Origin of the sequence: Corynebacterium sp. HMSC074H12, from assembly GCF_001813755.1 — a bacterium.
GTDB lineage: Bacteria > Actinomycetota > Actinomycetes > Mycobacteriales > Mycobacteriaceae > Corynebacterium > Corynebacterium hiratae.
The window spans coordinates 1-25,055 of the sequence record NZ_KV813902.1; the positions used below are offsets into that span (position 1 = coordinate 1).

Consider the following 25,055-nt stretch of genomic DNA (forward strand, 5'->3'; position numbering starts at 1 on the left):
CACGACACTGCTACCAAATAGCCGGTCGCAACAAAGTGGTCGATGTAGTGACACACCACTTAACTGTGCAATAAACGTGTCAATTAAGTTGCACGCCACTACAGAGTGATGATGGTGCTGAAGCACATCCCGCGCCCGATCTTCAAGATGCTGCCTATTTAAGGTCTGGAGGGGACCAAGGCCCGAATAGCAGGGCTTTGGTCTCAACCCACAGCTGCAGTTCCAATTGGGATAACCGTGGAGCAATACGATTGCAGCAGCTCATCATCGTGACTGACTAGAACTATGCCCATTCCCTCGCTGTTGAGTTCTTGCAGAACGCTCATCACTTTGGTCGCTGCTTGATAATCAAGCGCCGAGGTAATTTCATCGCAGAGCAGGAGCTTTGGGCGCACGGCTAGAGCACGTGCGATTGCAACACGCTGCCTCTGCCCTCCAGAGAGTCCACTTGGCTTACGCTGTGCGAGCTGCTTATCGATACCGACTTTATCGAGTAAATCTATTGCCGCTCGGCGTGCGTCACGGCGTCCCCTTACCGACACCCGGGCTGCACGCTCTACGGCATCGAGCGCGGTCATTTTCGGGTTCAACGTAGAGGCAGGATCCTGCGGAACTATCTGCATCATCAAACGATTCTTCCGTGGCCATGTACGCTTAGCTTCACGAGTTACACCAGCACATTCAATCTCACCCGACTCTGCGTGGTTTAGCCCGATTAGGCACCGAAGTAGTGTCGACTTTCCGCTTCCCGACGGTCCCTTGACCCCAACCATAGTGCCACGCTGTACAGCGAAAGAGAGGCCCTGAAAAAGAGTCACGCGTTCATTATTCACGCAGCTCAGGTTGGAAACTCTTAAGACTGGAGACGCGCCCGCCCCTGCCCCCGCCCCCGGCATAGATTCACCAATCGAGGCTTTGGAGAGTTCTGTGACCTGGATGCCTTTCGTTACTGAACGCGGGCTGTGGCCAGAAGTCGTCTCTACACTCTGGCGTTCCACGCGCTGGGTGATCGAATCGCTTTTTTCCGTTCCATTCCCGACAGCCACGACCGAGTCAATGCAAATCGCAAGCTTAGGAACCTGGTGGGCGGTGAAAATGACCGTAACGCCACTATCCGCGAGGCCTCTTAGCAGATGAGCGATTACCGTCGAAGTATCGGAGTCAAGGCCGGCGAAGGGCTCATCAAGAGCGATGGCTTCAGGCGAACGCGATAGTGCCCGAGCCAGTGCCACCCGTCGCTGCTGTCCACCAGAAAGCTGGTGAATACGTCGGGAAGCAATGCTGGCTGGAAGATCTACACGCTGCAGCAACGCTGCAACGTCGGCCGCTGGAGCTAGCTCCCGGAGCATCCGGGCTACTGACATCAATGGTGGCAACTCGGCGCCCGGATCCTGTCCTACGAAAGCAATGTGCTCACGGCGAAAATGAGCTAATTCACATGATGAAAGCTCCAGCGGGTTTACATCTCGCCACTCACTGGACTCGACAGAAACCTCACCAATTACTTCCGATCTCTCCGGTACCGCACCAATCAATGCCTTTAAAAGTGAGGTCTTCCCGGAGCCGCTCACCCCAGTTAAAACCGTAATTTCACCCGCTCGGGCAGTGAGCACTGTGCGGGGTAGGATAACGTGCCCGCTTTGCATCACGGAAATATCTACATCAATCACGAGCTCGGCACATCCTTCGGTTCCTTCTGCCTCCCATTAATCAGGGCCACTACAGCAATCGATGTCGCTGCCAACGCGGCGGCTGGTGCAAGTACTGACCAGGGGTTCAGTGATATTCCACTCGCGTTATCCCGCACCATCGCTGACCATGCAAACTCACCGAGGCTTCTCCCGACCCCAAGGAAGCTCGCCGTAGCCAGCACATACAGCGCTTCGATAATGCGAAGACTCCATACCGAACGAAGTACTGCGGAAATATTGGGAATGATGTCCCGCAAGATTATCGAGACGGTCGATACGCCACTGCCCAGCGCAGCCTGAACATAACCAGCGTTAGCAACGGGATAGGTGGCGGTGGCGACCACACGGGCAGCATAAGGCGTACCCACCACAACCGAAACACCAATAAGCGCTGGTAGCCCACCATTGGGATACAAGACTGCGGTTAAAAGCAAAAGAATTACTGCGGGCACCAAGATGGTGACATCCGCCACTGCTTCAATAAAGAAGCCCAGTTTTGGCTTTAGCGACCCCAAGATACCGAATAGAGCGCCAAATGCCGTGGTCAAAGAACCGACGATAATTGCAGTTACGACCAAGGACCGGCCACCGACAAGCACTGCAGCGCCCACGCTTCTCCCCAGGTGTTCTGTTCCTAGGAAACCCTCCTCGTTACCGTTAGCGAAGGGCACGCCATGCGCCGACAGTTCAATGCCAAACAAACCAGCAGCGACCGGTCCGCCTAACACTAGGGCGATAAAGGCCCCCGCTAAAAACCTTCGAATCATAGTTGCACCTTCGGGGTGAATGCGACTTTTATTGCATCTGCCACAGTCAGCAACACCAATATGATCGCCCCTGTTACAGCAAGTACGGCAAGAATCACCGAGATATCCCGTTGCGCGACTGCATTAGACACCAAAAGCCCCACTCCAGGATGGTTAAATAACGCTTCGACTGTGACTGTCCCTGCTACCAAAACACCTGCTGTTGTAGCCATTGAAGTAGCAAATGTCGGTGCGGATAGCGGCAGGATATGTCGAAGTGCCAGCTGATTTCCCACGATTCCGTTTAGCTCAGCATTGCGGACCGCAGTGTTGTGAGAAGCATCCTCGAACGCTGCGAAAAGCATTCTCGAATTCCAGGCCGCCTGAGGAATTACCAGCGCCATAACCGGTAATGCGTACATACTTATCTGGGTTGGCAAGCCTTCCGCGGTGATAGTGACCGCGGGAAACCAACCAAGCCAGAGAGAGAATACCGCTACCAGAAACACACCAACGACAAACTCTGGTAGCGCAATTAATGCCACTGTCGATCGGTCAATAATGTGCGAAATCCAGGGTTTTTCAGCACGTGAAGCCCAAAAAATGGCGATTGCTACCGAAAGAACAGCAGTGACTAAAAATGCCATACCAGTTGTTGCCAGCGTCACAGGCAGCGCTGAACTCAGCAGATTAATAATCGGTACTCCGTTTACGGAAGTACCAAAGTCGCCCGCAAACGCACTTCCCAGCCAGCTCAGGAAGCGGGCCATAAGCGGCTTATCAAGATTCAGGTTTCTTTCTAGCGCTGCCAGAGCTTCCGGGGTCCGGTTTGCGCCCAAGATTGCGGAGGCAGCATTACCGGGCAGCCAATCAATCGCTACAAAAACAAGTCCGAGAACTGCGAAAAGTAAGCCTCCACGAATTATCAGCCGAGGAATAAGCCAACGCGCGATTTCCGCTGGCACACTAAGCCTTCTGGACGGTTTCAAGAAGGACACGACCATAGCCTGGAGCCTTAGGCAGACCACTCAAATTAGCTCTCGCAATATCGACTCCGTCAGATGCACCCCAGACCAGATACCCGGATCGCTCGAACTCAATCTTCTGCAGCTGGCGGCTTAGCTGGTTAATTCTCTCAGTATCGGTGCTTTCCAGTACCTGGTCATAGATCTCGTTGAATTCAGCATCATCAAATGCGGTCTCATTAGAGGCCGCGTCACCGTCGAGAACCTTCCCGGCGAAGAAGAGCACGGAATCGTTAGTTCCCCAATAGCCACAATATAGGTCTGCCTTGGTCCATGTCTCGTCGTAGAAAGTACCCGAATCCTGCTCCACTACATTGAGAGTCATGCCGATTTCTTTCACCTGATCAGCGATAACCTTCATCGCCTCTACTTGACCCGGAGCCTCAGGGGTAACGTACAAGTCATACGTTTTCTCAAGGTCAAAATCTGCCTCTTGGAGGAGATTCTTCGCTTTCACAACGTCACGCTTACGCACTAACGAAGAATCCAGGTTCGAATCTGCCGTTCCAAGAATGTCGTTTGCAGGGGTTCCATAACCGGAGAGAGCTCGTTGGATGATTTGCTCCCGATCAACTGCAAGGCGCAGCGCCTGACGAACTTTCACATCTGAGAAAGGCCCATCTGAGGTACGCATGATTAGTGGAATAACCGAGTCATTCATCCGGCGCACAATCTTTATATCTTCATTTCCTTCGACGGATCGGGCCGCAATAGGACCCGCAGCTTGAGCTAAGTCAATTTGCCCGGACAACAGCGCATTAGTCATTGCGGTGGAGTCTTCAAATGGAATGACATGGACCTCAGCAACTCCTGCTACTGTTCCGTGATAGTTATCGAAACGCTTGAGCTTAGCAGAACCATTTTCCCAACTGACCAGCTGGAACGGCCCCGATCCAATGGGCTTTTCAGCAGAAGAACCCTTCTTCATCACGAAGGTCATCAATCGCGCAAGCATCGGAAGCTGTGAATTCGGTTCCGCAGTTTCCATCACAACGACGTTGGCTCCAGCAGCACGAATGCTATCAGGCATCACTGGAAGCCGGAATGAGTTTTCCTCATCCGAAAGCATCTTCTTCAACGACCACACGACATCTTCAGATGTGACCGAGGAACCATCATGGAAGGTAGCACCGTCGGCAATCATAAATTCCCACTCAGTCGGATTATTCTGTTTCCATTCCTGCATCAGGCGTGGCACTACAGTTTCTTTCTCGCCCGGCACCGTCAGAGCCTCCCAGATCAGGGAGCTAATAAGCATATCTGAATCATTAGGCAAAAGCTGGTAAGGGTCTCGTTGAGCGCTTGCCGCTTTCCCGAGAGCCCCAACACGCAGCACATTAACGTTTTCGACTTCATCCCCACTGGCAGCCCCATCCCCTGCCGTCGACTCTCGTGACGTACACGCCGTCAGAAAAGTGCCTGTCCCAATAACTGCCATTGCAGCGAGGAATTGGCGTCGAGAAAAATTGGTCATGATGGTTCCTTAATCTCTAAGAAAGACTGCCCACAGGAGAAAAGACATTACTAACAACTACAGCAGCAGTAAAGCTTAGGCAAGCCTACTAACGAAATTCTTTTAAGAATAATTATCTAGGTCACCCTTTACAGCATAGGTTACCCTCACCTAATCTCTTTGTCATGCAGAATTTGCACCTGAGCCAAGAACTCTCACACAGGATCGTTAAAGCTGCCGACGAACTGGCTGCGACACAGAAGATTAACTCTCCCGACTCGTACAATGCCATCAATCATCTTTTGACTGATGAGCTGGAGGAACTGAAAGAACTAATTCTGCTCTCCCCTACTGCCCATGCCACTTCCATCCATGGACTTCCCTTCCCTGCAGTTCACGGACCTACCCCAGCCACGTGGCAGGAATGCGTTGGCAAGGTCCGAACCTGGAGATTCGTTCTTGCGATTATCGCTAGCGCTGTCGGTCGCCCATTCGGATGGTTCGGACAGCAGAAAGGCCGTATCACCACAGACTTGGTGCCGACCCGCGGCCAGGAGAACCAGCAAGTTGGCGCCAGCAGCAACACCACATTGACTCTGCACACGGAAGATGCTTTTCATCCGCGGCGCGCGACGCACTTCGCTTTATTTGGTCTTCGTAACCCCAAAAATGTCGGCACTACGCTGGCCCCCATCGATGAAGCATGGCATCTACTCGATGTAGATTCGAAAAAAATTCTAACCGGGGACGGAGCCATCATTATTCCAGATGCATCTTACGGTGATTACGAATATGCAGCTCCTACTGCCATGACATCAATCTGGAAAACTGATGGCAATTTAGGCATGAGGTTTGACCCCGCCTACACAGACAAAAATTCTGGAACCTTACAGTGGTGGGAGGCATTTGAGAAGCTTCAACAGGCTCTTCACACTGTCACCTATACGGTGCCTATAAAGCCAGGTCAGATGGTCATCATCAACAATGACCGATGCGCCCACGGACGAGTACCTTTCGTAGCCAACTACGACGGGACCGACCGCTGGATGCTACGCATCAACATTATGGGAACCAAAAACACACGCCCCATCAATGAAATCAACGAACCCGGCTACGGCCAACACATCCGATTTATGGATGGTGAAATCCTATGAAACAGCGAACTAACCTGACCGTCCTCAGCAGATCAGAATTAGCTCAAATAAAAATTTCACCCGAGTCCGTACTCGAGTCGGTGAAATCCGCTCTCATCGAGCTCGACCAGCCAGGAACTCTGTGCCCAGGGAAAATCAAAGTTGAAGTACCTGAAAGCGTGAGTTACTCGATGGTCGGCAGAAGTCGTTCTTCAAATTCCGTCGGATTCAAGACTTCCTATACCCATTGGAGCAAAACTCACCAACAAAGCGCCAGGGATAGAAGCTATTACACGACCCTCACACTGTACGACGATTCCAGCGGATATCCTATTGCACTTCTCGACGGCGCTGCGGCAGGAACTCTCAGAACCCCGGCAGTCTCAGCGCTATTGGCACAGTATGCTGGTGCAATTCCTCAGAGCGCTCTCATCATCGGTTCGGGAACCCAAGGACAAAACGCAGCCCCTTTTCTCCTTGAAACCTTTGAAACATTAAACACGATTTATCTCGCCGGCAGCCACAGCGTGGGACTAGAGAAAGGCGCCAAGATTGCATCAACAGCAGCAGTGAAGCTTGGCCGAAAAATAAGAATCAAGATTGTAGACGATCCTACAACTGTGAGTTCAAACTGTGATCTCATTATCGGGGCCGCTGGACCTGAGACTCGTTGTACTGTCACAGCATCCGATATTCCCCGGCACGCAACCGTCGTTGTTGTGGGCTACGGAATCGCCCCTGATATCTGTCATCAAGCGAGCAGAGTCATCACGACGAGTATCGAACAGATGAATGTTACCGGTCGCGATTACGCTGACACCGATGGTCGGTTGCCGAATGTCCATGCCGAACTATCCGATTTGCTCCGCAAAGGGCGCAAACTGCCTCGTATTGACGAAACTACGTTTTGCTATAACAGCGGACTAGTTCTAACCGATATCGCTGTCGGCCAAATCCTCGCCAAGGAAGGTCTTAAGCAGGGATTCGGGACGGAGATATCCCTGTGGTAAGTGCCATATCATGCAAGATTGATGTTCCAAGCTGGCAAACGGCTCTGATTGGCTCAGGGAAACTTGACTTCATTGCTGAGCTTTCCGACACCCCTTTTCATGTCCTTTGCCCAAACCAATTTGCTCAAACACTTTCAGCCTGGCATACAACCGCTAAGGAAGTCGGCATTAAATTCGGTATCCGGTTTGGCAAAAAGGCAAATAAGTCCGCGCACTTCAGTCGCGAGATAGCACTGAGTGCTCTTCGTGGTTTCGACAGTGGAATCGATGTCGCCAGCGTCGAAGAGTTCCAATCATCTCTGGCCGCTGGTGTACCAGGAAATAAATTAATCATTACTGGTGCTACACCGAGTCGAGAACTTATCCATTTGGCAGTTTGCCACGATGCAACTCTAACGATTTCCAATGAAGTAGATTCAAGAATAATTTCCCAATTTGTCGACGAAATCGATACGCCTAATCAGCTCCGAGTTCTTCTCCGGATTGCGAACCAAACCCCCTCCACACGGTTTGGTATGAGCATCGATACCGCCTTGTCTCTAACCGCTCGTCTTAGCCAAGGCCGTGCCAACATCGAAATTACCGGCCTAAGTTTCCACTGCAACGGTTATGACCTCCACGAGAGGATAAACATGTCGCATCTGGCAATCGACACCCTACTCAAGGTGCGCTCCCTGTCTCCACGGGCCGACACTATTTCCATTGGAGGTGGATTTCCCACAAGCTCAGTCGAGTATGGAGTCTGGCGAAACCTGCAATCTCGACTAAAAAACGAAATGTTCATAGATTCGGATAAACCTAAAGACCAATATCCGTTCGGATCACCTTTATCCGGACAATACTCACTACGGTTTATAGCTAATCAACATCGCCCACTGACACGTCGAGATATGGAGTCCACTCGACGCAGCTCGGACTCCATGGCTCAGCGCGCTCATCGTCACAACATAAAGATTTTGGCAGAGCCTGGACGGTCTTTATGCCAGTTCGCGGGTGCTAGTTTCTTTCCTGTTCTTTCGTGTCACGCATTGCCCAATGCTGCACGGACAGTAACTGTCGTACGTGGAACTAGTCTCAGCCTCTCAGAGCAATGGTTCAACTCGGAGTATTATCCGGACCCATACCTTGTGCGCAACGGAGTCATTATCGACTCGGGAGTAGCTACCGCAACAGCAGTTTCCGGATCAACGTGCTTAGACAGCGATTATCTCAGCAAAAGAATGATTCAACTCCCCGACAGGCCTCGACCTGGAGATTTCCTAGTCTATCCCGACACAGCCGGGTATCAAATGGACTCGAACGAGTCTGCTTTCCACGGATATCGGATTCCTCAGAAATACGCCTTTAATCCTGTCACCATGACCATCACGGAAGATCGCTAGAACAGAGGCCAAATAAAGATGCCAAAAAGAATTTATACGCAGATGTCTCAACTCATTGGCAATACTCCTCTGTTCGAGCTTGTCTGTACGCCCCAGAAAAGTCGCGTTTTGCTTAAGCTCGAGCAATTCAACCCAACTGGAAGTGCGAAAATCCGGATGGCCCAGTCGATGATTAAGGCGGCAGAGCAGGATAACCGACTTCAAGAGCATGGCACTATCGTTGAATCGACTTCCGGTAATACTGGACAGGGCTTAGCACTTCTTGCACTTGAGCGCGGATACGACTTCGTAGCAGTCGTCGATAATCATTCTTGTAAAGATAAATTGAACTCCATGCGTGCAATGAATGCACAGATGTGCTTCGTTTCCAATCAAGATGACGATTCGCTCGCCACATCGGCTAGAGAAAACCATGCTGAGGAGCTCGGCAAACAACACGGCTGGGTATTCATGAAGCAGCATGACAATGTCGCAAACTCGATGGGTTATTACCCTGCAGCTGATGAAATTTTGAATGATCTTGGGGAAAGTCCGACTCATATCATTAGTGCCGTAGGCACAGGTGGAAGCCTCTTTGGAGTTACTGAACGTCTCCATCAATTGGGACACCGTCCCACTATTATAGGCGTCGAACCGGAAGGTTCCATTGCATTCGGTGCTCCTGGACACGACTATTGGCAATCTGGAACGGGCACCCCCGAAGGTGCAGTTATCGGCACTTCAGTTCGCTACGACTTACTCGACTACGGAGCAAAGGTATCCGACAAAGCAGCTTTCGCTGCATGCCGAACAATCGGAAAGCACATGGGGCTTCTACTGGGAGGATCTGCTGGCGGAGCCGTAATAGCAGCCCTCGAGCTCCTGCCGGGCTTTCCCGCTGGCTCTACATCGTTGACCATGGTGTGCGATGGAGGGGAAAAGTATCTAGATACCGTATTCAACGATGAGTGGATGTCCGAACGTGGTTTACTCGATGTCGCCCTCGAGGACAAAATTTGGGAACAAGTTATGTCATTGCGCGCTGGGGAAAGCCCAATTTCGCTAAATTCAACACGAGTTTCATGGTCGAAGGAAAAGTAGTGCCCGGAGCTACCTCTCAGAAACTAAACCGCCAGATTTTGGCGTTGTCTCTTCCCCTTGCCGGCACACAGCTTGCGAATATCGCAATTTCAACCACCGACACTTTCATGATGGGCCAACTTAGCCTCGGGGCTCTTGCTGGCGGAGGTTTGGCAGTTGTGTGGTTTAACCAGATACGCACAATGGCCGTGGGCCTATTAACACCGCTGGGCAATAGAATTGCGTCGGCTCATTCACTCTACGAAAGCAAATCTCGCGAGCGAGCGGACTCCGAACTATCTGCCGCTACGCTGCAACGCGAAATTCGCAACCTCTCACGCGCCGGCTGGCTATTAGCAACTGTCAGCGGTCTAGTGGGAGCACTGGTTCTGATGGCGATTGCCTACGCCCTACCGTTTTTCGGCCAGTCCGCTGAGATTAGTTCCGCAGCCACTTCCATGATGTGGTTGCTCGCGCCAGGTCTTGTTCCTTGTTTGTGGTTCCAAGTCTCCCGTCAGTTTTGTGTAGGCCTCGGCAAACCAAAATCGCTACTACACATAACCGTGGCGATGATCGTAGTGAATGCAGCGTTGAACTACGCGCTCGGTTTTGGATTCGGGCCGTTTCCTGCATTGGGTCTGCTAGGCATTGGACTGTCCACCACACTGGTTCATTTATTGTCGGCCCTAATTTATCTGCGAATCACCATCCGAGATCCCGACCTCTCAACTTTTCTTGCCCTCGATTTCTGGAGTGCCGACGGAGACACGATGCACGGAAGGCTCCGTCACCTCGTCCGCACTCAGCTTCGTCTGGGGCTTCCAGTCTCAGCAACCTACGGAGCCGAAGCGGGCATGTTTTCTGTGCTGGCGATGGTCATGGGATCCTTTGGCACAGAAGCACTCGCAGCGCACAACGTCGTCTATCAAATAACCTTTATTGTTTTCCAGATTGGTGTTGGGTTCTCCCACGGCAGCTCTATTCTTGTGAGTCGCGCTTGGGGTCTGAATGACAACTCCCTTGCACGCCAAGTCGGCATTCGAACTCAAACGATGATGGCTGCCATCGTTGCTGTTGCTTCCGTCAGCTTTCTTTGCGCTCCCCGCCTCGTACTTTCCCCATTTATAAGCAGCTCCGAGAAATCCAATGCCACCGAGACATTAAGCATCGCATTGGGGTTGTTGGCTATTGGCGCAGTGATGGAATTTGTCGATACTGCACAAAACATAGCTATCGGTCTCCTGCGCGGGATTAGCGACACCACTACTGGTTTGAAGGCATCCCTCACTGGTTATTGGATTATAGGTTTGCCAGCTGCTTTAATACTTGCTTTTCCCATCGGTCTAGGGCCTCACGGGGTGTGGTGGGGATTGGTCATCGGGCTTGCCAGTTCTTCAATAATCCTTTGGAGAGCTTTCCTTCTCGCGACGCGTAAAGACCTTACCGTGAAACTCTAAAGAACTCGTCCCTCAAAGCGATATCCACGTCGCAGGTATCCGGTCGTTCACGTTCGTGTGCAACACTTAAAAGCATGGTTGACAAGCAGGCCGACACCTCATCATGCAGCGAAGCCCAACAGGCTTCGCCAGCTTTTGACGAAACTACAGAGTTTTCCACAAACCGGCTCGCAGGCGAGTTCACCGACGAAGACCGTTACGAGATTTTCAATGATGACCAGCTCTCCCTCAAGGCTGCCTTGATTTACCTGGTCGCAGCGCTTGTGGGCGGTTCGGTTATCGCTCTGGCGTCCTGGTTCGCCTTCCACCGCAGCTGAGTGGGCGATGTAGTGGTGAATAGATGTACGGATGTAGTGCGTAGTGAGGTAGCTAGTACACAGCGCAACGAAACAGCGCATGGAATGGCTCATGTAATGCACTGTGTAGTGACAGGGCCTCTAGAGCAGGCACGGTAGCGATCCCCTACTGGACGGCAACGGCGTCACAGCAGCACCATTACGACTGTGCTCTTGCTGCTTACCGTTTTGTTGCGCACTCCCCTAGCGCACCGCATATACGGTGTGATAACGTGTCAATGTTGGTAATTGTTGTTCACACTTTTCGGTTGTAACCGATTACTCATTACCAGCCTGAACACCTGGTAGAGCCGTGAACTCGAATATCAACCCTTCATGAGAAGAGGGAATATAACAGGTTGTAATCCAATATCAACCACACAATACGCCCCGGTAGATACTTCTATCGGGGCGTATTTATATGTCAGCAATAAATGGCGGGCATACATTTTTATGTAGCGCATTGTGAATTGTTATCCCCAAAGGTAATGTAATTGTTAGCTGTTAATTGTTATTCACCCTTTCAAGGTGAATGACACTTTCCTGCATGTAGTGCGGGACAGCTACGTTTTATCCACTTCTTTTCTTTGGAGGTTTCGCCATGTCCATGGCAAAAATTCGTTTTTCTCGTAAGACCCTGGCTATTGCGCTCGCTGCAGGTGTGTCTTTCGGTGGCGTAACAGTTCCGCAAATTGCTGGTGTTGAAGGTGTGACTGCCGTCGCATCTGCTGCTGAGACCATTGAGACCGGTAAAGACTACCCCGTCTTCGATAAAACTGTTTGGGAGAAAACCCCTGGTGGACCAGGTACAACAAACTATGCTGTAGTCGTTTCACACTCTGATGTCGAAAAAGGTAGTTTCACCATCAACAATGTTGTTGAGGATGGTAAAAACACGACGGCAAAACTCCCAGAAGACAGGTCTCAGGATGAACTCGATGGCTTTGATTCAATCAACCTATCTCCAGGGGGCGATCTGACCGTTAATTACAAGCCCGGAGTAAAACGCAGCTGGACCGGTATTCGAATTGAACTAACAGACACAATCAGCAAACAAGTACGCGAGCTCTACGTATGGCCAATCGAAGCTACTCGTCTGAACACGCCTGTTGTTTCAGTGAGTAAAGACGATAACGGTGTATGGCGAGGTGCCTTGCCAGAAGTGGATGTGTATTTCGGAACAGAAGCTGAGGGATTAGAGGGAACAACAACCGATTTTTACCGTTTCCCTCGATTGGGACAGCCTTCCAACGTCTCCGTACCCGGTGATACAGACTATAACGACCCGTCGACAAACATCATGTCTGTTGGCAACAAGGCCGTGGTTGACGGACAAGGTACTTGGGAGTTCAGTGAGAAAGAAGTAACATTTACTCCAGAAAAGGGGTTCACTGGTAAGCCCACATTCCCGCGCATTGCCGTAATAGACGCGGGGGCCGTAAACACCTGGGCCAACTACCTCATGTACTATGCCAGTAACGACAGCTTGTTTACTGATAAAGACACCCAGTGGTACCTCTATTACAATGCCGCGTTTATTGTGCCTGAGGATATGAAGGCTGAGGCTGAAAAAGACCCGGACTTCAACCCGAACATTCCGACCCCGGCTCCCGCAGAGGACCTCCATGTCACCAACGTAGAGAAGGACAAGAAGGGTGACTACGTAGTCACGCGCTCTGATGGCAAGCCCTGGACCATTGAGTTGAAGGACATCCGCGACAAGCTCGCTGAGTTGGACAAGAAGGACACTGTCTCCCCCGAAGATCTCGCCAAGGTGAAGGACGATCTCAACAAGAAGATCGAGGACATCACCGACAAGGTCGGCCCGCTCGAAGACGCAGTGAACGACAACACTGACGCGATCAAGGATCTGCGAAAGGATCTCAATGACCTTGAAGGTCGCGTCGATGGTCTTGAGGACCGCATCGATGCGCTCGAAGACGCCGTGATCAAGGAAGTCCGCGACAACGGCGACGGCACCTACACGCTGATCCGTGAAAACGGCGATGAGGTCAAGGGCAACATCGATACTTCCGGCTCCGTGACCAACATTAAGACTGACGGCAAGGGCAACCTCGTCATTACCATCGACGGCAAGGACAAGAAGGTTCCGCTTGATCAGGTGAAGATCACTGAGTCCAACAAGGGCACACCCGATCACACTGTGACCATCACTACGCCGGATGGTAAGTCTGTCACCTTCAACGTCTTCGACAACTACGTCGTGGACGTGAAGCGCGAGAAGGACGGTAACTACAAGGTTGTCCGTAACGACGGCACCGAATGGGTTATTAACCTCAAGGACATCCGCGACAAGATCGCAGCTCTGGAGGCGAAGGAATCGCCGTCCCGCGATGAGTTCAACAAGGTCAAGGACGAGATCGATAACCTCAAGAAGGAAATTGATGGCCTCAAGGCTACTGATAAGAAGCTTGAGGATGATATCGCCAACATCAAGAACGACATCACCAACCTTGATATCCGTATCACCAAGATCGAGTCTCGCCTGACTGCTGTCGAAGACCGCACTGATGCACTGACCAAGTGCGTTGCAGGTGCAGGCGCTGCGGGTATCCCTGCTCTGCTGTCGATTCCGCTGATGGTGATGACTCAGCTCAACATCCCTGGCATTAAGGACCTCAACACGCAGATCCAGAAGCAAATCGGTATCTACAACCCTGATCTGGCACGTGCTTGGGAGCGTAGCGGTGGTGTGCTGCAGGCTGGTGCTGTCCTGGCGGGTTTGGCTGGCATCATCGGTAGCATCGCTTACATTGCTAACCAGTGTGATCCGATGATGAAGACCCCAGCTGGTCAGGATACTGATCTGGGCAAGCTCAGCTCAAAGGTAGAGAAGGCCAAGACCGAATCTTCTTCTAAGAAGACTGAGTCTGAGAAGACAGAGCAGAACACTCCGGCAGAGTCTGCTGCAGAAGCTGAGGCTAACACTGACGCAGAGGCTGCTACAGCGCCGTCCGAGGAGCTTGTAGATGCGCAGTAATCACTAGGCTCATCAGAGCATAAAAACACCCTGTAGCGGGCTGCTACAGGGTGTTTTCGCGTTGTTGGTAAAGGTTCTTATCTCCGGTACTGCGCAAGGCTGTCCTGTACGACCTCAAGTGCCGGCCAGAGCTGTAATCCCAGCGCTAACTCACACGCTGCAAGGTGCTCAGCGCGCGGCCACTGCTCGCCTGTCACGATTTTGCGCAGTGTCGCGTAGTTAACACCGGTCAGTGCATCTAACTGTCGCCAGGACAAGCCACGGGCTTCACGCTCAGCGCTTAAGCGCGCAACAGCCAGCCTCACGCTCTCCACGTGGGGTGCTTGTGTGATACGTGCTGTATCCGCTGCTCTACGCTCAGGCCAGTGTGGGTAGTACTCCAGCGGCAGCACGGTCACGGGACGTGCCATGGTCTATTTCCTTTGTGTGTAGGTACTGCGTTGTAAGTCTAGTAGAGGCGAAAAAATAACCCCACAGGGAAGCGCGGGGTTTCTTTTAGGCCCCGCGAGCGGGCGTTGTTCGGTAATTTGGTCTGTATGAACATCCCGGCCTCAGACCTCGAACGCCTCAACCACTGCCGCCACCACGCGCCCCATGATTTCTATGGGTGGCACGACGGAACCGTCCGCACTCGCCGCCCCGGTGCTGAAGCCGTCGAGCTCGTCACCGCCACTGAAACCGTCGCCATGCGCGCGGTTGGGGATGATATCTGGGAGGCCCCGCTCGCAGAGGAAGCAGACTACCGCCTGCGCATCACCTATCCGGGCCAGCCCGCCATCGAGGTAGCGGATGGCTACCACTTCCTGCCTACCCTGGGCACCTTGGATCAGCACCTCATCGGCGAGGGCCGCCACGAGCGCTTGTGGGAAGTGCTCGGTGCCAACCTCAAGAGCTACACCACCGACTTGGGTGAGGTCGAAGGAACGGCGTTTGCCGTGTGGGCACCCAACGCGGAAGGCGTGGCCGTGGTCGGTGACTTCTGCGGTTGGAACCCTACCCAGTACCCCATGCGTTGCCTCGGCTCCACGGGCATTTGGGAGGTTTTCATCCCGGGTGTAGGCGAGGGCGAGCGCTATAAGTTCGCGGTCCATGGCAAGAACTCCCCGCGCATTGACAAGGCCGACCCCCTGGCCAAGCGCACCATCGCCCCGCCGGAGACCGCCTCCGTGGTGGCCCGCTCCAGCTTCGAGTGGAGCGACGAGGAGTGGATGAGCAAGCGCAACGGCGACCTCGACGTCCCGATGAGCGTCTACGAACTTCACGTCGGTTCCTGGAAGGTGGGTGCTAACTACAACACCTTGCGCGAAGAGCTCATCCCCTACCTGTTGGAGCATGGCTTTACCCACGTGGAACTGCTACCTGTAGCCGAGCACCCCTTCGGTGGATCCTGGGGCTACCAGGTCTCCGGCTACTACGCTCCCTCCGCGCGCTGGGGCACCCCGGACGAGCTACGCGCGCTCATCAACGACCTGCACAAGGCAGGCATCGGCGTCTTCGTTGACTGGGTTCCCGCGCACTTCCCCAAGGATGAGTGGGCGCTGGGCCGCTTCGATGGGCAGGCACTCTACGAGCACCCGGATCCGCGCCGCGGCGAACAGGCTGACTGGGGCACGTACGTCTTCGATTTCGGCCGCAACGAGGTGCGCAATTTCCTCGTGGCTAACGCCCTGTACTGGGCTGAGGAGTTCCACGTGGATGGCCTGCGAGTCGACGCCGTTGCTTCCATGCTCTACCTGGACTACTCCCGCGAGGAATGGCTGCCCAATATCTACGGCGGGCGCGAGAACCTTGAGGCCGTCCAATTCCTCCAGGAAACCAACGCCACCCTGAACCGCACCCACCCGGGCGTGCTGACCATCGCGGAAGAGTCCACCTCCTGGCCGGGCGTGACCGCACCGACCCACGAGGGCGGACTGGGCTTTAGCCTGAAGTGGAACATGGGCTGGATGAACGACACCCTGGAGTACTTCAAACACGAACCGATTCACCGCCGCTACCACCACGGCGAGCTCACCTTCTCCATGGTCTACGCCTACTCGGAGCGCTACGTGCTCCCCTTTAGCCACGACGAGGTGGTGCACGGCAAGGGCTCCTTGTGGGAGCGCATGCCGGGCGATGACTGGAATAAGGCCGCGGGCCTGCGTGCGCTATACGGCTACATGTTCTCCCACCCGGGCAAGCAACTGATGTTCATGGGCCAGGAGTTTGGCCAGACCACCGAATGGGCAGAGGGCCACTCTGTGGACTGGTCCAACTTGGAGGGCTGGGGCAACGAGTGGCACCACGGCATTAAGCGCCTGGTGCGCGACCTCAACGCGGTGTACAAGCAACAGCCGGCCCTGTGGACACAAGACTTCACGCAGGATGGCTTCCAGTGGGTCAAGGCTGATGACTCGAATAACAACATGCTGGGCTACGTCCGCTACGGCAAGGACGGCTCCGCCTTGTTGGCGGTGTGCAACTTCTCCGGCAGCTCGGTGCCCCACTATGACCTCTGGGTGCCGCGCGATGGCGAGTGGGAGCTGGTCATCAACACAGACGACGCCGTCTACCAGGGCGCTGGCAACGACCTTGCCCACCACGTGCGCTCCGAAGGCAACCACGTACAGCTGCACCTGCCGGCCAACTCGGTGCAGTGGTATGCCTTCCGTGGCTAGTTTCTCAAAATACAACTGCCCGAGTTGCCAAAGATCACCGCTGGGATCGAATTCCAGCCCCTAGTTTTGGCAACTCAGGCAGTTTCAGTTTTCAGTCCTGCGCGTGACCATCAAGGAAAGCTCTTACGCGAGCATCAATGTCATCGCGCAGCGCATCCATACGCGCTTCTCCCTCTAGGCCACGCACGGACGGGTCCTCAATCTCCCAACGCTCAGCCACTCCGTCATAGTCGGCATCACCGACGATGACGACGTGATCCACCGAAGACGCGAGGCCGGCATCAAGCAGCGTCGGCGTACCTTCCATGTCCGCTCCGACCTTTGCAAGGGAAGCCTGCGCCTCAGCGTTCACCCCCTGCTCACGGTGCTGTTCAGTGGTCTTTACGCCTGCAGAGTGAACTTCCCAATCGGGCGCATGCTTCCTAGCTAAGGCAGCCGCCATCTGAGACTTGCCCCGGTTGGTATTGCAAAGAAAAAGTACGGAGGTCATGCCTCCGCACTTTAGTCATATTGCGGTGTGTCTGTAGGACCAGATCCCTAGTTCTTCTTCACCGCGTAGTACACCGGCAGGGACTTCCAGTTGAATGTCACGTCCTGGACGTTCTCCGACCACCCGCCGACCACGTTCGGGTAGAACAGCGGGATGGAGGGAAGGTCACGCAGCAGCAGCTCCTGTGCCTGGTTGTAGAGCTTCGCGGCTTCCTCCTCGTTCGCGGCGCCGTTGGCCTTCACAATCAGTTCATCGAATTCCGGGTTGGAGTACTTCGAGTCATTCGAAGCTACGCCCGTGGTGAAGTTTGGCCCAAGGAAGTTACCCATCGAGGGATAGTCGGCGAACCACGCCGTGCGGTAGGCGCCGTCCATACGCTCGGTGCGGTAGGCATCGCGGAAGGACTTGAAGTCCGGGTAAGGGTTGCCCACGGCCTGGATTCCCAGCGCGTTGCTGATGCTGTTAGCCACCGCATCAGCCCAGTCCTTGTTGTCACCATCGGTGTTATAGTTGATCGGGAACGTGCCTTCAAAAGCACCGTACTTCTTGTCGGCCTCCGCCCACAGCTTCTTGGCTTCCTCCGGGTTATAGTCCAGGTTCTCCGAACCCGGCAGGCTGTCGTTGTACCCGTTCAGCACCGGTGAGGTGAACTCCCGGGCCGGGGTGCGGGTGCCATGGAAGATGGTCTCCGCGATCTCCTCACGGTTGATGGCCATCGAGATTGCCTTGCGTCGCAGCGTGCCCTCTTCCCCACTGAAATGAGGCGTTTCTACGTGGATGGACATCTCCAGGTAGGTGGCAGCCGGCTTGGTCTCCTCGCGGCCGGCCAGGTCCTGCTCATAGCTGCCGAAAGCGGATGAAGGATTGGCTTCGAGCACATCGAGGTTATTCGCCAGCAGGTCCATGTACGCAGCACTAGAGTCGGCGTAGAAGGCGAATTCGATGCCGTCGTTCTGCGCTGCGCGGTCGCCCTTATACTCCGGGTTCGGCTCGATGATCAGGTTCTGGTTGTGGTTCCATTCCTTGATCTTGTACGGACCGTTGGACACCGGGGTCTCGCCGAAAGCCTGTGGGTCCTCCAGTGCGGCCGCAGGCACCGGGAAGTACGCGTTGTAACCTAAGCGGCTCGGAAAGTCGCTTTCCGGTTGGGTGAGCTCGATGGTGAAGGTGCGCTCATCGATGACCTTGAGGCCCTCCATTTCTTTGACGCCTTCACCGTAGCCCTTAATGGAGGAGAAGAAGCTCTCATTGAGCTGTTCGTTGGCTACAGCGTAGTTCCACGTATCGACGAAAGTAGCCGCGGTTACGGCGGAGCCATCGGAGAACTTCAGGTCCGGCTTGAGCGTGACCTTGTAAGTCTTGTCCCCTTCCTTGTCAATGGACTCGGCCATCTCGTTGTGCACGTTGCCGTCAGCGTCGTAGTACACCAATCCGGAAAACAGCATGTCGACGATGCATCCGCCACCGTTCTCATTCGTCATCGCGGGGATAAGCCCCTGCTGCGGCTCGGTGCCCAGAACGCGAACATAGTTGGCACCGCCGGCACTATCGGAGCCGTCGCTTCCGCAGGCGGCAAGGGTAAAAGCAAGAGAGGCGGCGCCGACGACGCCGAGGAGCTTGCGCATGAGAGTCCTCCTGAAAGAGTTAAACAACCAGTGTGCGTGATAACACTAGAAGGAATGTAGCATGCTTCAACTCACATAATAGATTTAACGCAAAAGACCCTCAGAGAGGACTCAGTTGAGTCATCCTGAGGGTTCAACCCGCGACAGTCCTGGAAGGTCACTCTCGGCCCCAGCACAAGCCGGGCACTATTACTACGCCGTCTTTAGTACAGCGCGCTTGCCAGCTTCGTGCGCGCAGCAAGCACGCGAGGGTCGCCGGAGTCGAAGAGCCCAAAGAGCTCCAAGAGGCGAGTCTTGAGCTGCTCCTTGTCATCCCCGGCGGTGCGCTTCATGGCGTCGATGAGGCGCTCGAAGGCGCGGTCAGGGGCACCGGCGACAACCTCCGCGTCGGCGGCATCGAGCTGCTTGGACACATCCTCCGGGGCGGCATCCGCAGCGGCGACGGGATCCTCGCTGCGATTAGCTGGGTCCAAACGCTTGAGCAACAGCGTGGTATCGCGGGCCTGCTTGATTTCCACGTTGTCTGGCTCGGCGGCCAAGATCTCCTCGTAGGTGGCGATGGCGGAATCGAAATCGCCGCGGTTGAGTGCGTCTTCCGCAAGGCTCAGGCGCGGATCAGCAACTTCCTCTGCGGGGTTCTCCCCTGCTTCGCCCTGTTCGGGTAGGCCCTTGAGCTGGGGGCCGAGCTTGTCGACGATCGCCGCAACCCACTGCTCGAGGTTCTCACGCGGCTGTCCACCCTCGAAGTTGGTGACGGGCTGGCCGGCGGCAATGGCAACGGTGGTCGGCAGATTCTGCACGCCGAAGACCTGCGCTACCTGGGGCACGACATCGGCGTTGATGTAGCCCACGATGAACTTCAGCCCACCGGTGGCCGCCATCTCCTCGAAGTCCTTCTTGAGCTGCTCGGAGGCAGGCGAGCGCGGCGAGCCGATCAAGGCAATAACCGGCACCTCCGCGGAGCGGCGTACCAAGTCATTCTCAAAGTTCTGCTCGGTGACCTCGAAGAAGGGCGCGATCCCTTCGCTGGAGCCGCCGGAGCTAGCGGCTCCGGCGCTTGCAGCCTGTGTCTGGGCTTGCGCCCGTGCCTCCGCCTGCTGCTTGATAGCACCCAGGTCGAGGGCTCCTCCTACGTACGGTCCGGTCACTTATTCTCCTCCAGGTAACGGTTAACGGAATCTACTTTTTGGGTGATTTGCCCGGTCACGCCTTCGCGGATATCGGCCTTAATCACCAGGCTCGTGCGCGGCGACACGGCGCGTACGGCATCGGTGGCCTCCTTAATGACCGCGAAAACCTCGTCCCATTCACCCTCAATGATGGTGAACATGGAGTTGGTCTCATTGGGCAAGCCCGAAGCACGGACAACACGCACTGCTTCGGCCACGGCCTCGGACATTTCAGCGCTTTCATCGCCCACGACAGTGGGCGCTACGGAAAAGGCAACAATCATGCCCGCCATCCTACCGCCGGTCCCAGCAGTGCCGGTGCCAGTGTCGACGGTCCTCACCGCGCCCACCGGTATCCCGTGGCCAGGCCACGATGTGCGCCACCCCGGGAGGGATGTTTTGGTTGCATCCTGGGCAGACGTAATACTTCTGGGCGGCAGCGCTGCCGACGTGCCGCATGATGAAGGGCTCGCCATTGGTCCAGCTCGGCCCTGCCACCGTCTGCGAGCCTAGGAAAGCGCTGCCATCGCGCGGCAGCGAGCGCGGCTCCTCGCGGATTCTGCGGTTGCGGCGTGGCACTAGAACAACCGCAGCTCGTTGGATTCGATACCGCGCAGCTCCTGATAGTCCAGGACCACGCAGCGAATGCCGCGGTCCTCCGCCAGTGTCCTGGCTTGGGGCTTGATTTCCTGCGCGGCGAAGACACCATGCACGGGTGCTAGCAAATCATCGCGGTTAAGCAGTTCGAGGTAGCGCGTGAGCTGCTCGACGCCATCGATGCCCCCGCGGCGTTTGACCTCCACGGCGACGAACTCGTTCTCAGCGTTCTTCGCCATAATGTCCACCGGGCCAATAGCCGTGGGGTACTCGCGGCGCACCAGAGAGTACTTCTCCCCCAACGTTTCGATGTGCTCGGCCAGCAGCTCTTGCAGGTGGGCCTCCACACCGTCCTTGACCAAGCCCGGATCTTCACCTAGCTCCATGTCGATATCCTGGTGGATCGCAGCAATGGTGATGCGCAGCTGCTCACCCTTGGGGTTCTCCACCAGCCACAGCTTTTCCCCGGTGTCTTCGCCATCGATATCCTCAATCGCTGACTCCTCAAAGGTGCACGGCGGCGTCATCCAGTTCAAGGGCTTGTAGGCGCGATCATCCGCGTGGATGGACACCGAACCATCGGCCTTAATGAGGATGAGCCGATCCGCCATCGGAAGGTGGGCGTCGAGGCGGCCGACGTAGTCTACGGAGCATTGGGCGATGACAAGACGCATGTCCTCTACCCTATCGTTGAGCGCTACTTCTTAGGTAAACGGGTAGCCCGTTGGCGCATCTGGTGATAGTCCAGCTTTTCTTGGCGCTTCGACGGAGCCGACTCCACCCACGCGTTCAGGGCCATAATGCCCTGCGCATCGGAGGCAATCTCGTAGTCCCGCCCATCGATGCGAATCTGGATAATTTGGTGATCCGAGGGCATAAAAGAAGCCTCGTCATCGTCCATCGGGCGAGTCTTACCCAATTCGATGTCGAGGCGATTAAAACGCTTGTTGGCGCGCGGCATGACGGAGCGAAGCTTAAAGTAATTCATATACTCGCCGTCATAGCGCACGAGACCATGACGCCAAGAATGAGAGTCCTTCGACGGTAGTTGGCGCAAAAGGATGCTCGTGCCGCGGGAGCGCACGGTGAAAAAGCGCACCGCCGCCAGGATGAGGAAAACCAGAAGGACCAGTGCACACAGACCTAAAAGAATTGTTAGCCCCTGAAGCACCTGAGAATTCATGGGTTGATTGTACCGCCGTTGGAGTAGACAACGCTAGTCATTGCTCAGAGTTACTCGTCTTGGGGGCGGAGAAGACGAAGGAACCCCACCCCCTCTTAGCGAGGTTGTGGGGTTCCTAAGTGAAAGTGGGAAGGGCGGTCATTGCTGCCCGTCGGTTCCCTCTCCGCTCATCCGTTAGCTGTTGAAGCGGCGTACGGCGCGCAGTGCAGCTTCGCCGCGAGACCTTGTCAACTCACGCTCAGACTTCAGGTCTTCCTGTGCCTGGGCTTCATCGACCTCGCGGGCCCAGATGGCCCAATCGGCGAGGACGGTGATCTTGTTCTCGGACACGGAGAGGAAGCCACCCTGGACAGCGGCGACGCGACGGTCGCCGTCGACTGGGTGGATGGTCACAACACCATTGTCGATCAACTGACCGACCATGGGCTCATGACCAGGAAGCACGCCGATCTCACCCTCGGTGGTCTCAGCCGTCACCATGGTGGCCTTGCCGGTCCACAGCAGGCGCTCGACGGAAACCAATTCGGCGGTGATGTCAGCCATGTGCCTCTCCCTACTTCTTCTCAGTCAGCTTCTTGTACGCAGCCTCGACGTCGTCCAAGCCACCCAGGCCGTTGAAGGCCTGCTCCGGGTAGTGGTCGAATTCGCCGTTGCAGATGCGCTCGAAAGCATCGATGGTATCGGCCAGCGGCACGTAGGAGCCCGGCAGGCCGGTGAACTTCTCTGCGACGAAGAAGTTCTGGCCCAGGAAGCGCTCGATACGGCGAGCACGCTGAACGGTAATCTTGTCTTCCTCAGACAGCTCATCCATACCAAGGATGGCGATGATGTCCTGAAGCTCCTTGTTCTTCTGCAGAATACCGATGACGCGCTGTGCAACCTCGTAGTGGCGCTCGCCCACGATGGACGGCTCCAGAATACGAGAGGTAGAGGTCAGCGGGTTCACTGCCGGGTAAATACCCTTCGAAGCAATACCACGGTCCAACTCGGTGGTGGCATCGAGGTGGGCGAAGGTGGTCGCCGGAGCCGGGTCGGTGTAGTCATCGGCCGGCACGTAGACGGCCTGCAGGGAGGTAATGGACTTACCCTTGGTGGAGGTAATACGCTCCTGCAGCACACCCATCTCATCAGCCAGAGTCGGCTGGTAACCCACGGCGGAAGGCATGCGGCCCAGCAGGGTCGACACCTCAGAACCGGCCTGGGTGAAACGGAAGATGTTGTCGATGAACAGCAGCACGTCCTGGTTCTGCACATCGCGGAAGTACTCCGCCATGGTCAGGCCGGACAGAGCCACGCGCATACGGACTCCTGGCGGCTCATCCATCTGGCCGAAGACAAGTGCGGTGTCCTGGAGAACGCCCATCTCTTCCATCTCGAGGAAGAGGTCGGTGCCCTCACGGGTGCGCTCGCCGACGCCGGCGAAGACGGAGGTACCGGAGAACTCGCGTGCGATACGAGTAATCATCTCCTGGATAAGAACGGTCTTACCCACACCTGCACCACCGAACAGGCCGATCTTGCCGCCCTTCACGTACGGGGTCAGCAGGTCGATGACCTTAATACCGGTCTCCAGAATCTCGGTCTTACCCTCGAGCTGGTCGAAAGCCGGCGGCTCGCGGTGGATGCCCCACTGCTCGCCATCGCGGCCCAGACCCGGCTGGTCAAGGCAGTCACCGAGGGCGTTGAAGACGTGGCCCTTGACCACATCGCCCACCGGGACGGAAATCGGCTTGCCGGTGTCGGTCACGGCGGCACCGCGGACGAGGCCGTCGGTCGGAGCCATGGACACGGCACGGACGAGGTTGTCACCGAGGTGCTGAGCGACCTCAAGGGTGACGGTCTTTGCAACAGCCTCGAGGGTCACCTCGACGGTCAGTGCGTTGTACAGTGCCGGCAGCCCGCCACGCGGAAACTCCACGTCGACGACCGGACCGATGACACGCACCACACGGCCGGCGGTAGCCGACGACTGTGTGTTCTGCTCTTGCAGAGCTGTAGTCATAATCTAGTCACTTTCTGCGCTTTCGGCGAGCGCCCCAGCGCCACCGACGATCTCTGTGATTTCTTGGGTAATCTGCGCCTGACGGGCCTGGTTGGCCACGCGCGAGAGGTCCTTGACCAGCTCGGTAGCGTTGTCGGTTGCAGACTTCATTGCGGTACGGCGTGCGGCGGACTCGGAGGCCGAGGACTCCAAGAACATCGCAAATAGGAGGCGAGACACGTACTGCGGAAGCAGCGCTTCCATCAGGGTGTCCGCATCCGGCTCGAAGTCGTAATCAGGGGTGATCTGATTGTTCGGCTCGGCGTCGGAAAGCGCGGACTCACCCAGGTTGTAGTCCTCTTCCTCGATAACCGGTACCACCGGCAGCAGCTGCTGCACACGCGCGGTCTGGGTCAGCATGGACTCGAACTCGGTGTACACGACGTGTACCTGGTCGAAACCGCGAACGGTCTCGCCCTCCACGTTAATGCCCTCGCGGGTCTTGGCCTGGCCGTTCGAACCGGCGACGAAGCCGTCGATAATGTGGCGGCGCACATCGTGCGTCTTTTCCCAGGTCGGATCCTGCGAGAATCCAGTCCAGCTGCCTGCGACCTCGTCCTCACGGAACTTGTAGAAGCCAACGCCCTTGTTGCCGGTCACGTAGCGGACGGTCTCGAAACCCTCGCTCTTGAGCAGGGCTTCCAGCTCGGCCGCCTTCTTGAAGATGTTGTTGTTGTAGCCACCGCACATACCGCGGTCCGAAGAGACCACGAGAATAGCGGCAACCTTCGCATCTTCGCGTTCCCGGAGCATCGGGTGATCCAAGGACGTGTGCGCCGCCAGCTTGTTAAGCACGTTGGACAGTTCACGTGCATAAGGCTGCGCCGCTTCTACCCTGGCCTGAGCCTTGGTAATGCGCGAGGTAGCAATGAGCTCCTGTGCCTTGGTGATCTTCTTGGTGGAATTGACGGACCGGATACGGTCACGCAGTTCACGAAGATTAGCCATGGTGTTCGCTCCTCCCTTCTTTTTCTAGACGGTTAATTCTTAGAGCGTGCGAA

23 protein-coding genes and 1 pseudogene are annotated in these 25,055 nt (G+C 55.5%); 8 read left to right on the forward strand and 16 right to left on the reverse strand.

The window, feature by feature from the left end; all coding sequences use genetic code 11:
* Positions 1–203: 203 nt before the first annotated feature.
* From HMPREF2932_RS14000 to HMPREF2932_RS05495, 5 genes and pseudogenes are all read right to left on the reverse strand, one after another.
* Entirely contained in the window at positions 204–896 is a 693-nt protein-coding gene (locus tag HMPREF2932_RS14000; RefSeq protein ID WP_371326145.1) for an ABC transporter ATP-binding protein, read from the reverse strand.
* Between the two features lie 263 nt (positions 897–1,159).
* Positions 1,160–1,646: pseudogene (locus tag HMPREF2932_RS14005) on the reverse strand (ATP-binding cassette domain-containing protein); the annotation flags it as partial.
* A gap of 20 nt (positions 1,647–1,666) precedes the next feature.
* A complete protein-coding gene (locus tag HMPREF2932_RS05485; RefSeq protein ID WP_035010177.1) occupies positions 1,667–2,458 on the reverse strand; it encodes an ABC transporter permease subunit in 792 nt (263 codons plus the stop codon).
* A complete protein-coding gene (locus HMPREF2932_RS05490) occupies positions 2,455–3,402 on the reverse strand; it encodes an ABC transporter permease (RefSeq protein WP_035010180.1) in 948 nt (315 codons plus the stop codon). The genes HMPREF2932_RS05485 and HMPREF2932_RS05490 overlap by 4 nt, the downstream gene beginning before the upstream one ends.
* Position 3,403: 1 nt before the next feature.
* Positions 3,404–4,936, reverse strand: coding sequence for an ABC transporter substrate-binding protein (locus HMPREF2932_RS05495; protein ID WP_035010183.1), 1,533 nt, complete (start codon positions 4,934–4,936; stop codon positions 3,404–3,406).
* A gap of 164 nt (positions 4,937–5,100) precedes the next feature.
* On the opposite strand from HMPREF2932_RS05495, the gene HMPREF2932_RS05500 reads away from it, so the two are divergent.
* From HMPREF2932_RS05500 to HMPREF2932_RS05530, 7 genes are all read left to right on the forward strand, one after another.
* Positions 5,101–6,069, forward strand: coding sequence for a TauD/TfdA family dioxygenase (locus tag HMPREF2932_RS05500; protein WP_035010186.1), 969 nt, complete (start codon positions 5,101–5,103; stop codon positions 6,067–6,069).
* A complete protein-coding gene (locus HMPREF2932_RS05505) occupies positions 6,066–7,058 on the forward strand; it encodes an ornithine cyclodeaminase (RefSeq protein WP_046648446.1) in 993 nt (330 codons plus the stop codon). The genes HMPREF2932_RS05500 and HMPREF2932_RS05505 overlap by 4 nt, the downstream gene beginning before the upstream one ends.
* Entirely contained in the window at positions 7,052–8,440 is a 1,389-nt protein-coding gene (locus HMPREF2932_RS13050; protein ID WP_076772194.1) for an alanine racemase, read from the forward strand. Before HMPREF2932_RS05505 ends, HMPREF2932_RS13050 begins: the two co-directional genes overlap by 7 nt.
* Before the next feature lie 18 nt (positions 8,441–8,458).
* A complete protein-coding gene (locus HMPREF2932_RS13055; RefSeq protein WP_035011700.1) occupies positions 8,459–9,520 on the forward strand; it encodes a PLP-dependent cysteine synthase family protein in 1,062 nt (353 codons plus the stop codon).
* The gene (locus tag HMPREF2932_RS05520; RefSeq protein WP_035010194.1) at positions 9,520–10,956 is read left to right on the forward strand and encodes an MATE family efflux transporter; all 1,437 of its coding nucleotides are present in this window, start codon (positions 9,520–9,522) and stop codon (positions 10,954–10,956) included. Before HMPREF2932_RS13055 ends, HMPREF2932_RS05520 begins: the two co-directional genes overlap by 1 nt.
* 74 nt (positions 10,957–11,030) lie before the next feature.
* On the forward strand, positions 11,031–11,273 hold the full coding sequence (locus HMPREF2932_RS05525; protein ID WP_071409761.1) for a hypothetical protein: 243 nt from the start codon (positions 11,031–11,033) through the stop codon (positions 11,271–11,273).
* Between the two features lie 1,318 nt (positions 11,274–12,591).
* On the forward strand, positions 12,592–14,292 hold the full coding sequence (locus HMPREF2932_RS05530) for a hypothetical protein (protein WP_141756287.1): 1,701 nt from the start codon (positions 12,592–12,594) through the stop codon (positions 14,290–14,292).
* Between the two features lie 77 nt (positions 14,293–14,369).
* On the opposite strand, the gene HMPREF2932_RS05535 is transcribed toward HMPREF2932_RS05530, so the two are convergent.
* Positions 14,370–14,702: a helix-turn-helix domain-containing protein gene (locus tag HMPREF2932_RS05535; RefSeq protein ID WP_070546520.1), complete on the reverse strand. Its 333-nt coding sequence runs from the start codon at positions 14,700–14,702 to the stop codon at positions 14,370–14,372.
* A gap of 126 nt (positions 14,703–14,828) precedes the next feature.
* On the opposite strand from HMPREF2932_RS05535, the gene glgB reads away from it, so the two are divergent.
* The gene (gene glgB, locus HMPREF2932_RS05540; RefSeq protein ID WP_071409762.1) at positions 14,829–16,949 is read left to right on the forward strand and encodes a 1,4-alpha-glucan branching protein GlgB; all 2,121 of its coding nucleotides are present in this window, start codon (positions 14,829–14,831) and stop codon (positions 16,947–16,949) included.
* 91 nt (positions 16,950–17,040) lie between these two features.
* Here glgB and HMPREF2932_RS05545 read toward each other — a convergent pair whose 3' ends face one another.
* The 10 genes from HMPREF2932_RS05545 to HMPREF2932_RS05585 form a co-directional block, all read right to left on the reverse strand.
* The gene (locus HMPREF2932_RS05545; protein WP_070515586.1) at positions 17,041–17,439 is read right to left on the reverse strand and encodes an arsenate reductase/protein-tyrosine-phosphatase family protein; all 399 of its coding nucleotides are present in this window, start codon (positions 17,437–17,439) and stop codon (positions 17,041–17,043) included.
* A gap of 47 nt (positions 17,440–17,486) precedes the next feature.
* A complete protein-coding gene (locus HMPREF2932_RS05550) occupies positions 17,487–19,064 on the reverse strand; it encodes a peptide ABC transporter substrate-binding protein (protein WP_071409763.1) in 1,578 nt (525 codons plus the stop codon).
* Between the two features lie 203 nt (positions 19,065–19,267).
* A complete protein-coding gene (locus HMPREF2932_RS05555; RefSeq protein WP_070515584.1) occupies positions 19,268–20,212 on the reverse strand; it encodes a tetratricopeptide repeat protein in 945 nt (314 codons plus the stop codon).
* Positions 20,209–20,517, reverse strand: coding sequence for a thiamine-binding protein (locus tag HMPREF2932_RS05560; protein ID WP_049155059.1), 309 nt, complete (start codon positions 20,515–20,517; stop codon positions 20,209–20,211). The genes HMPREF2932_RS05555 and HMPREF2932_RS05560 overlap by 4 nt, the downstream gene beginning before the upstream one ends.
* A gap of 10 nt (positions 20,518–20,527) precedes the next feature.
* Positions 20,528–20,812: a hypothetical protein gene (locus HMPREF2932_RS13060; RefSeq protein ID WP_080975079.1), complete on the reverse strand. Its 285-nt coding sequence runs from the start codon at positions 20,810–20,812 to the stop codon at positions 20,528–20,530.
* Entirely contained in the window at positions 20,812–21,504 is a 693-nt protein-coding gene (nucS, locus tag HMPREF2932_RS05565) for an endonuclease NucS (protein WP_049155061.1), read from the reverse strand. The genes HMPREF2932_RS13060 and nucS overlap by 1 nt, the downstream gene beginning before the upstream one ends.
* 23 nt (positions 21,505–21,527) lie before the next feature.
* Positions 21,528–22,013: a DUF2550 domain-containing protein gene (locus HMPREF2932_RS05570; protein WP_070511579.1), complete on the reverse strand. Its 486-nt coding sequence runs from the start codon at positions 22,011–22,013 to the stop codon at positions 21,528–21,530.
* 174 nt (positions 22,014–22,187) lie between these two features.
* Entirely contained in the window at positions 22,188–22,556 is a 369-nt protein-coding gene (locus tag HMPREF2932_RS05575) for a F0F1 ATP synthase subunit epsilon (protein ID WP_049155064.1), read from the reverse strand.
* 10 nt (positions 22,557–22,566) lie between these two features.
* The gene (atpD, locus tag HMPREF2932_RS05580) at positions 22,567–24,015 is read right to left on the reverse strand and encodes a F0F1 ATP synthase subunit beta (RefSeq protein ID WP_010187062.1); all 1,449 of its coding nucleotides are present in this window, start codon (positions 24,013–24,015) and stop codon (positions 22,567–22,569) included.
* Between the two features lie 3 nt (positions 24,016–24,018).
* Positions 24,019–25,002 (reverse strand): F0F1 ATP synthase subunit gamma, encoded by a 984-nt coding sequence (locus HMPREF2932_RS05585; protein ID WP_070511577.1) that lies wholly within the window; start codon positions 25,000–25,002, stop codon positions 24,019–24,021.
* Between the last annotated feature and the right edge of the window lie 53 nt (positions 25,003–25,055).

Coding starts and splice junctions, on each gene's coding strand:
- HMPREF2932_RS14000 (WP_371326145.1), bottom strand. CDS start 896: ATGCCGGGGGCGGGGGCAGGGGCGGGCGCGTCTCCAGTCTTAAGAGTT.
- HMPREF2932_RS05485 (WP_035010177.1), bottom strand. CDS start 2,458: ATGATTCGAAGGTTTTTAGCGGGGGCCTTTATCGCCCTAGTGTTAGGC.
- HMPREF2932_RS05495 (WP_035010183.1), bottom strand. CDS start 4,936: ATGACCAATTTTTCTCGACGCCAATTCCTCGCTGCAATGGCAGTTATT.
- HMPREF2932_RS05500 (WP_035010186.1), top strand. CDS start 5,101: ATGCAGAATTTGCACCTGAGCCAAGAACTCTCACACAGGATCGTTAAA.
- HMPREF2932_RS05505 (WP_046648446.1), top strand. CDS start 6,066: ATGAAACAGCGAACTAACCTGACCGTCCTCAGCAGATCAGAATTAGCT.
- HMPREF2932_RS13055 (WP_035011700.1), top strand. CDS start 8,459: ATGCCAAAAAGAATTTATACGCAGATGTCTCAACTCATTGGCAATACT.
- HMPREF2932_RS05525 (WP_071409761.1), top strand. CDS start 11,031: ATGGTTGACAAGCAGGCCGACACCTCATCATGCAGCGAAGCCCAACAG.
- HMPREF2932_RS05530 (WP_141756287.1), top strand. CDS start 12,592: ATGTCTGTTGGCAACAAGGCCGTGGTTGACGGACAAGGTACTTGGGAG.
- HMPREF2932_RS05535 (WP_070546520.1), bottom strand. CDS start 14,702: ATGGCACGTCCCGTGACCGTGCTGCCGCTGGAGTACTACCCACACTGG.
- glgB (WP_071409762.1), top strand. CDS start 14,829: ATGAACATCCCGGCCTCAGACCTCGAACGCCTCAACCACTGCCGCCAC.
- HMPREF2932_RS05545 (WP_070515586.1), bottom strand. CDS start 17,439: ATGACCTCCGTACTTTTTCTTTGCAATACCAACCGGGGCAAGTCTCAG.
- HMPREF2932_RS05550 (WP_071409763.1), bottom strand. CDS start 19,064: ATGCGCAAGCTCCTCGGCGTCGTCGGCGCCGCCTCTCTTGCTTTTACC.
- HMPREF2932_RS05560 (WP_049155059.1), bottom strand. CDS start 20,517: ATGATTGTTGCCTTTTCCGTAGCGCCCACTGTCGTGGGCGATGAAAGC.
- nucS (WP_049155061.1), bottom strand. CDS start 21,504: ATGCGTCTTGTCATCGCCCAATGCTCCGTAGACTACGTCGGCCGCCTC.
- HMPREF2932_RS05570 (WP_070511579.1), bottom strand. CDS start 22,013: ATGAATTCTCAGGTGCTTCAGGGGCTAACAATTCTTTTAGGTCTGTGT.
- HMPREF2932_RS05575 (WP_049155064.1), bottom strand. CDS start 22,556: ATGGCTGACATCACCGCCGAATTGGTTTCCGTCGAGCGCCTGCTGTGG.
- atpD (WP_010187062.1), bottom strand. CDS start 24,015: ATGACTACAGCTCTGCAAGAGCAGAACACACAGTCGTCGGCTACCGCC.
- HMPREF2932_RS05585 (WP_070511577.1), bottom strand. CDS start 25,002: ATGGCTAATCTTCGTGAACTGCGTGACCGTATCCGGTCCGTCAATTCC.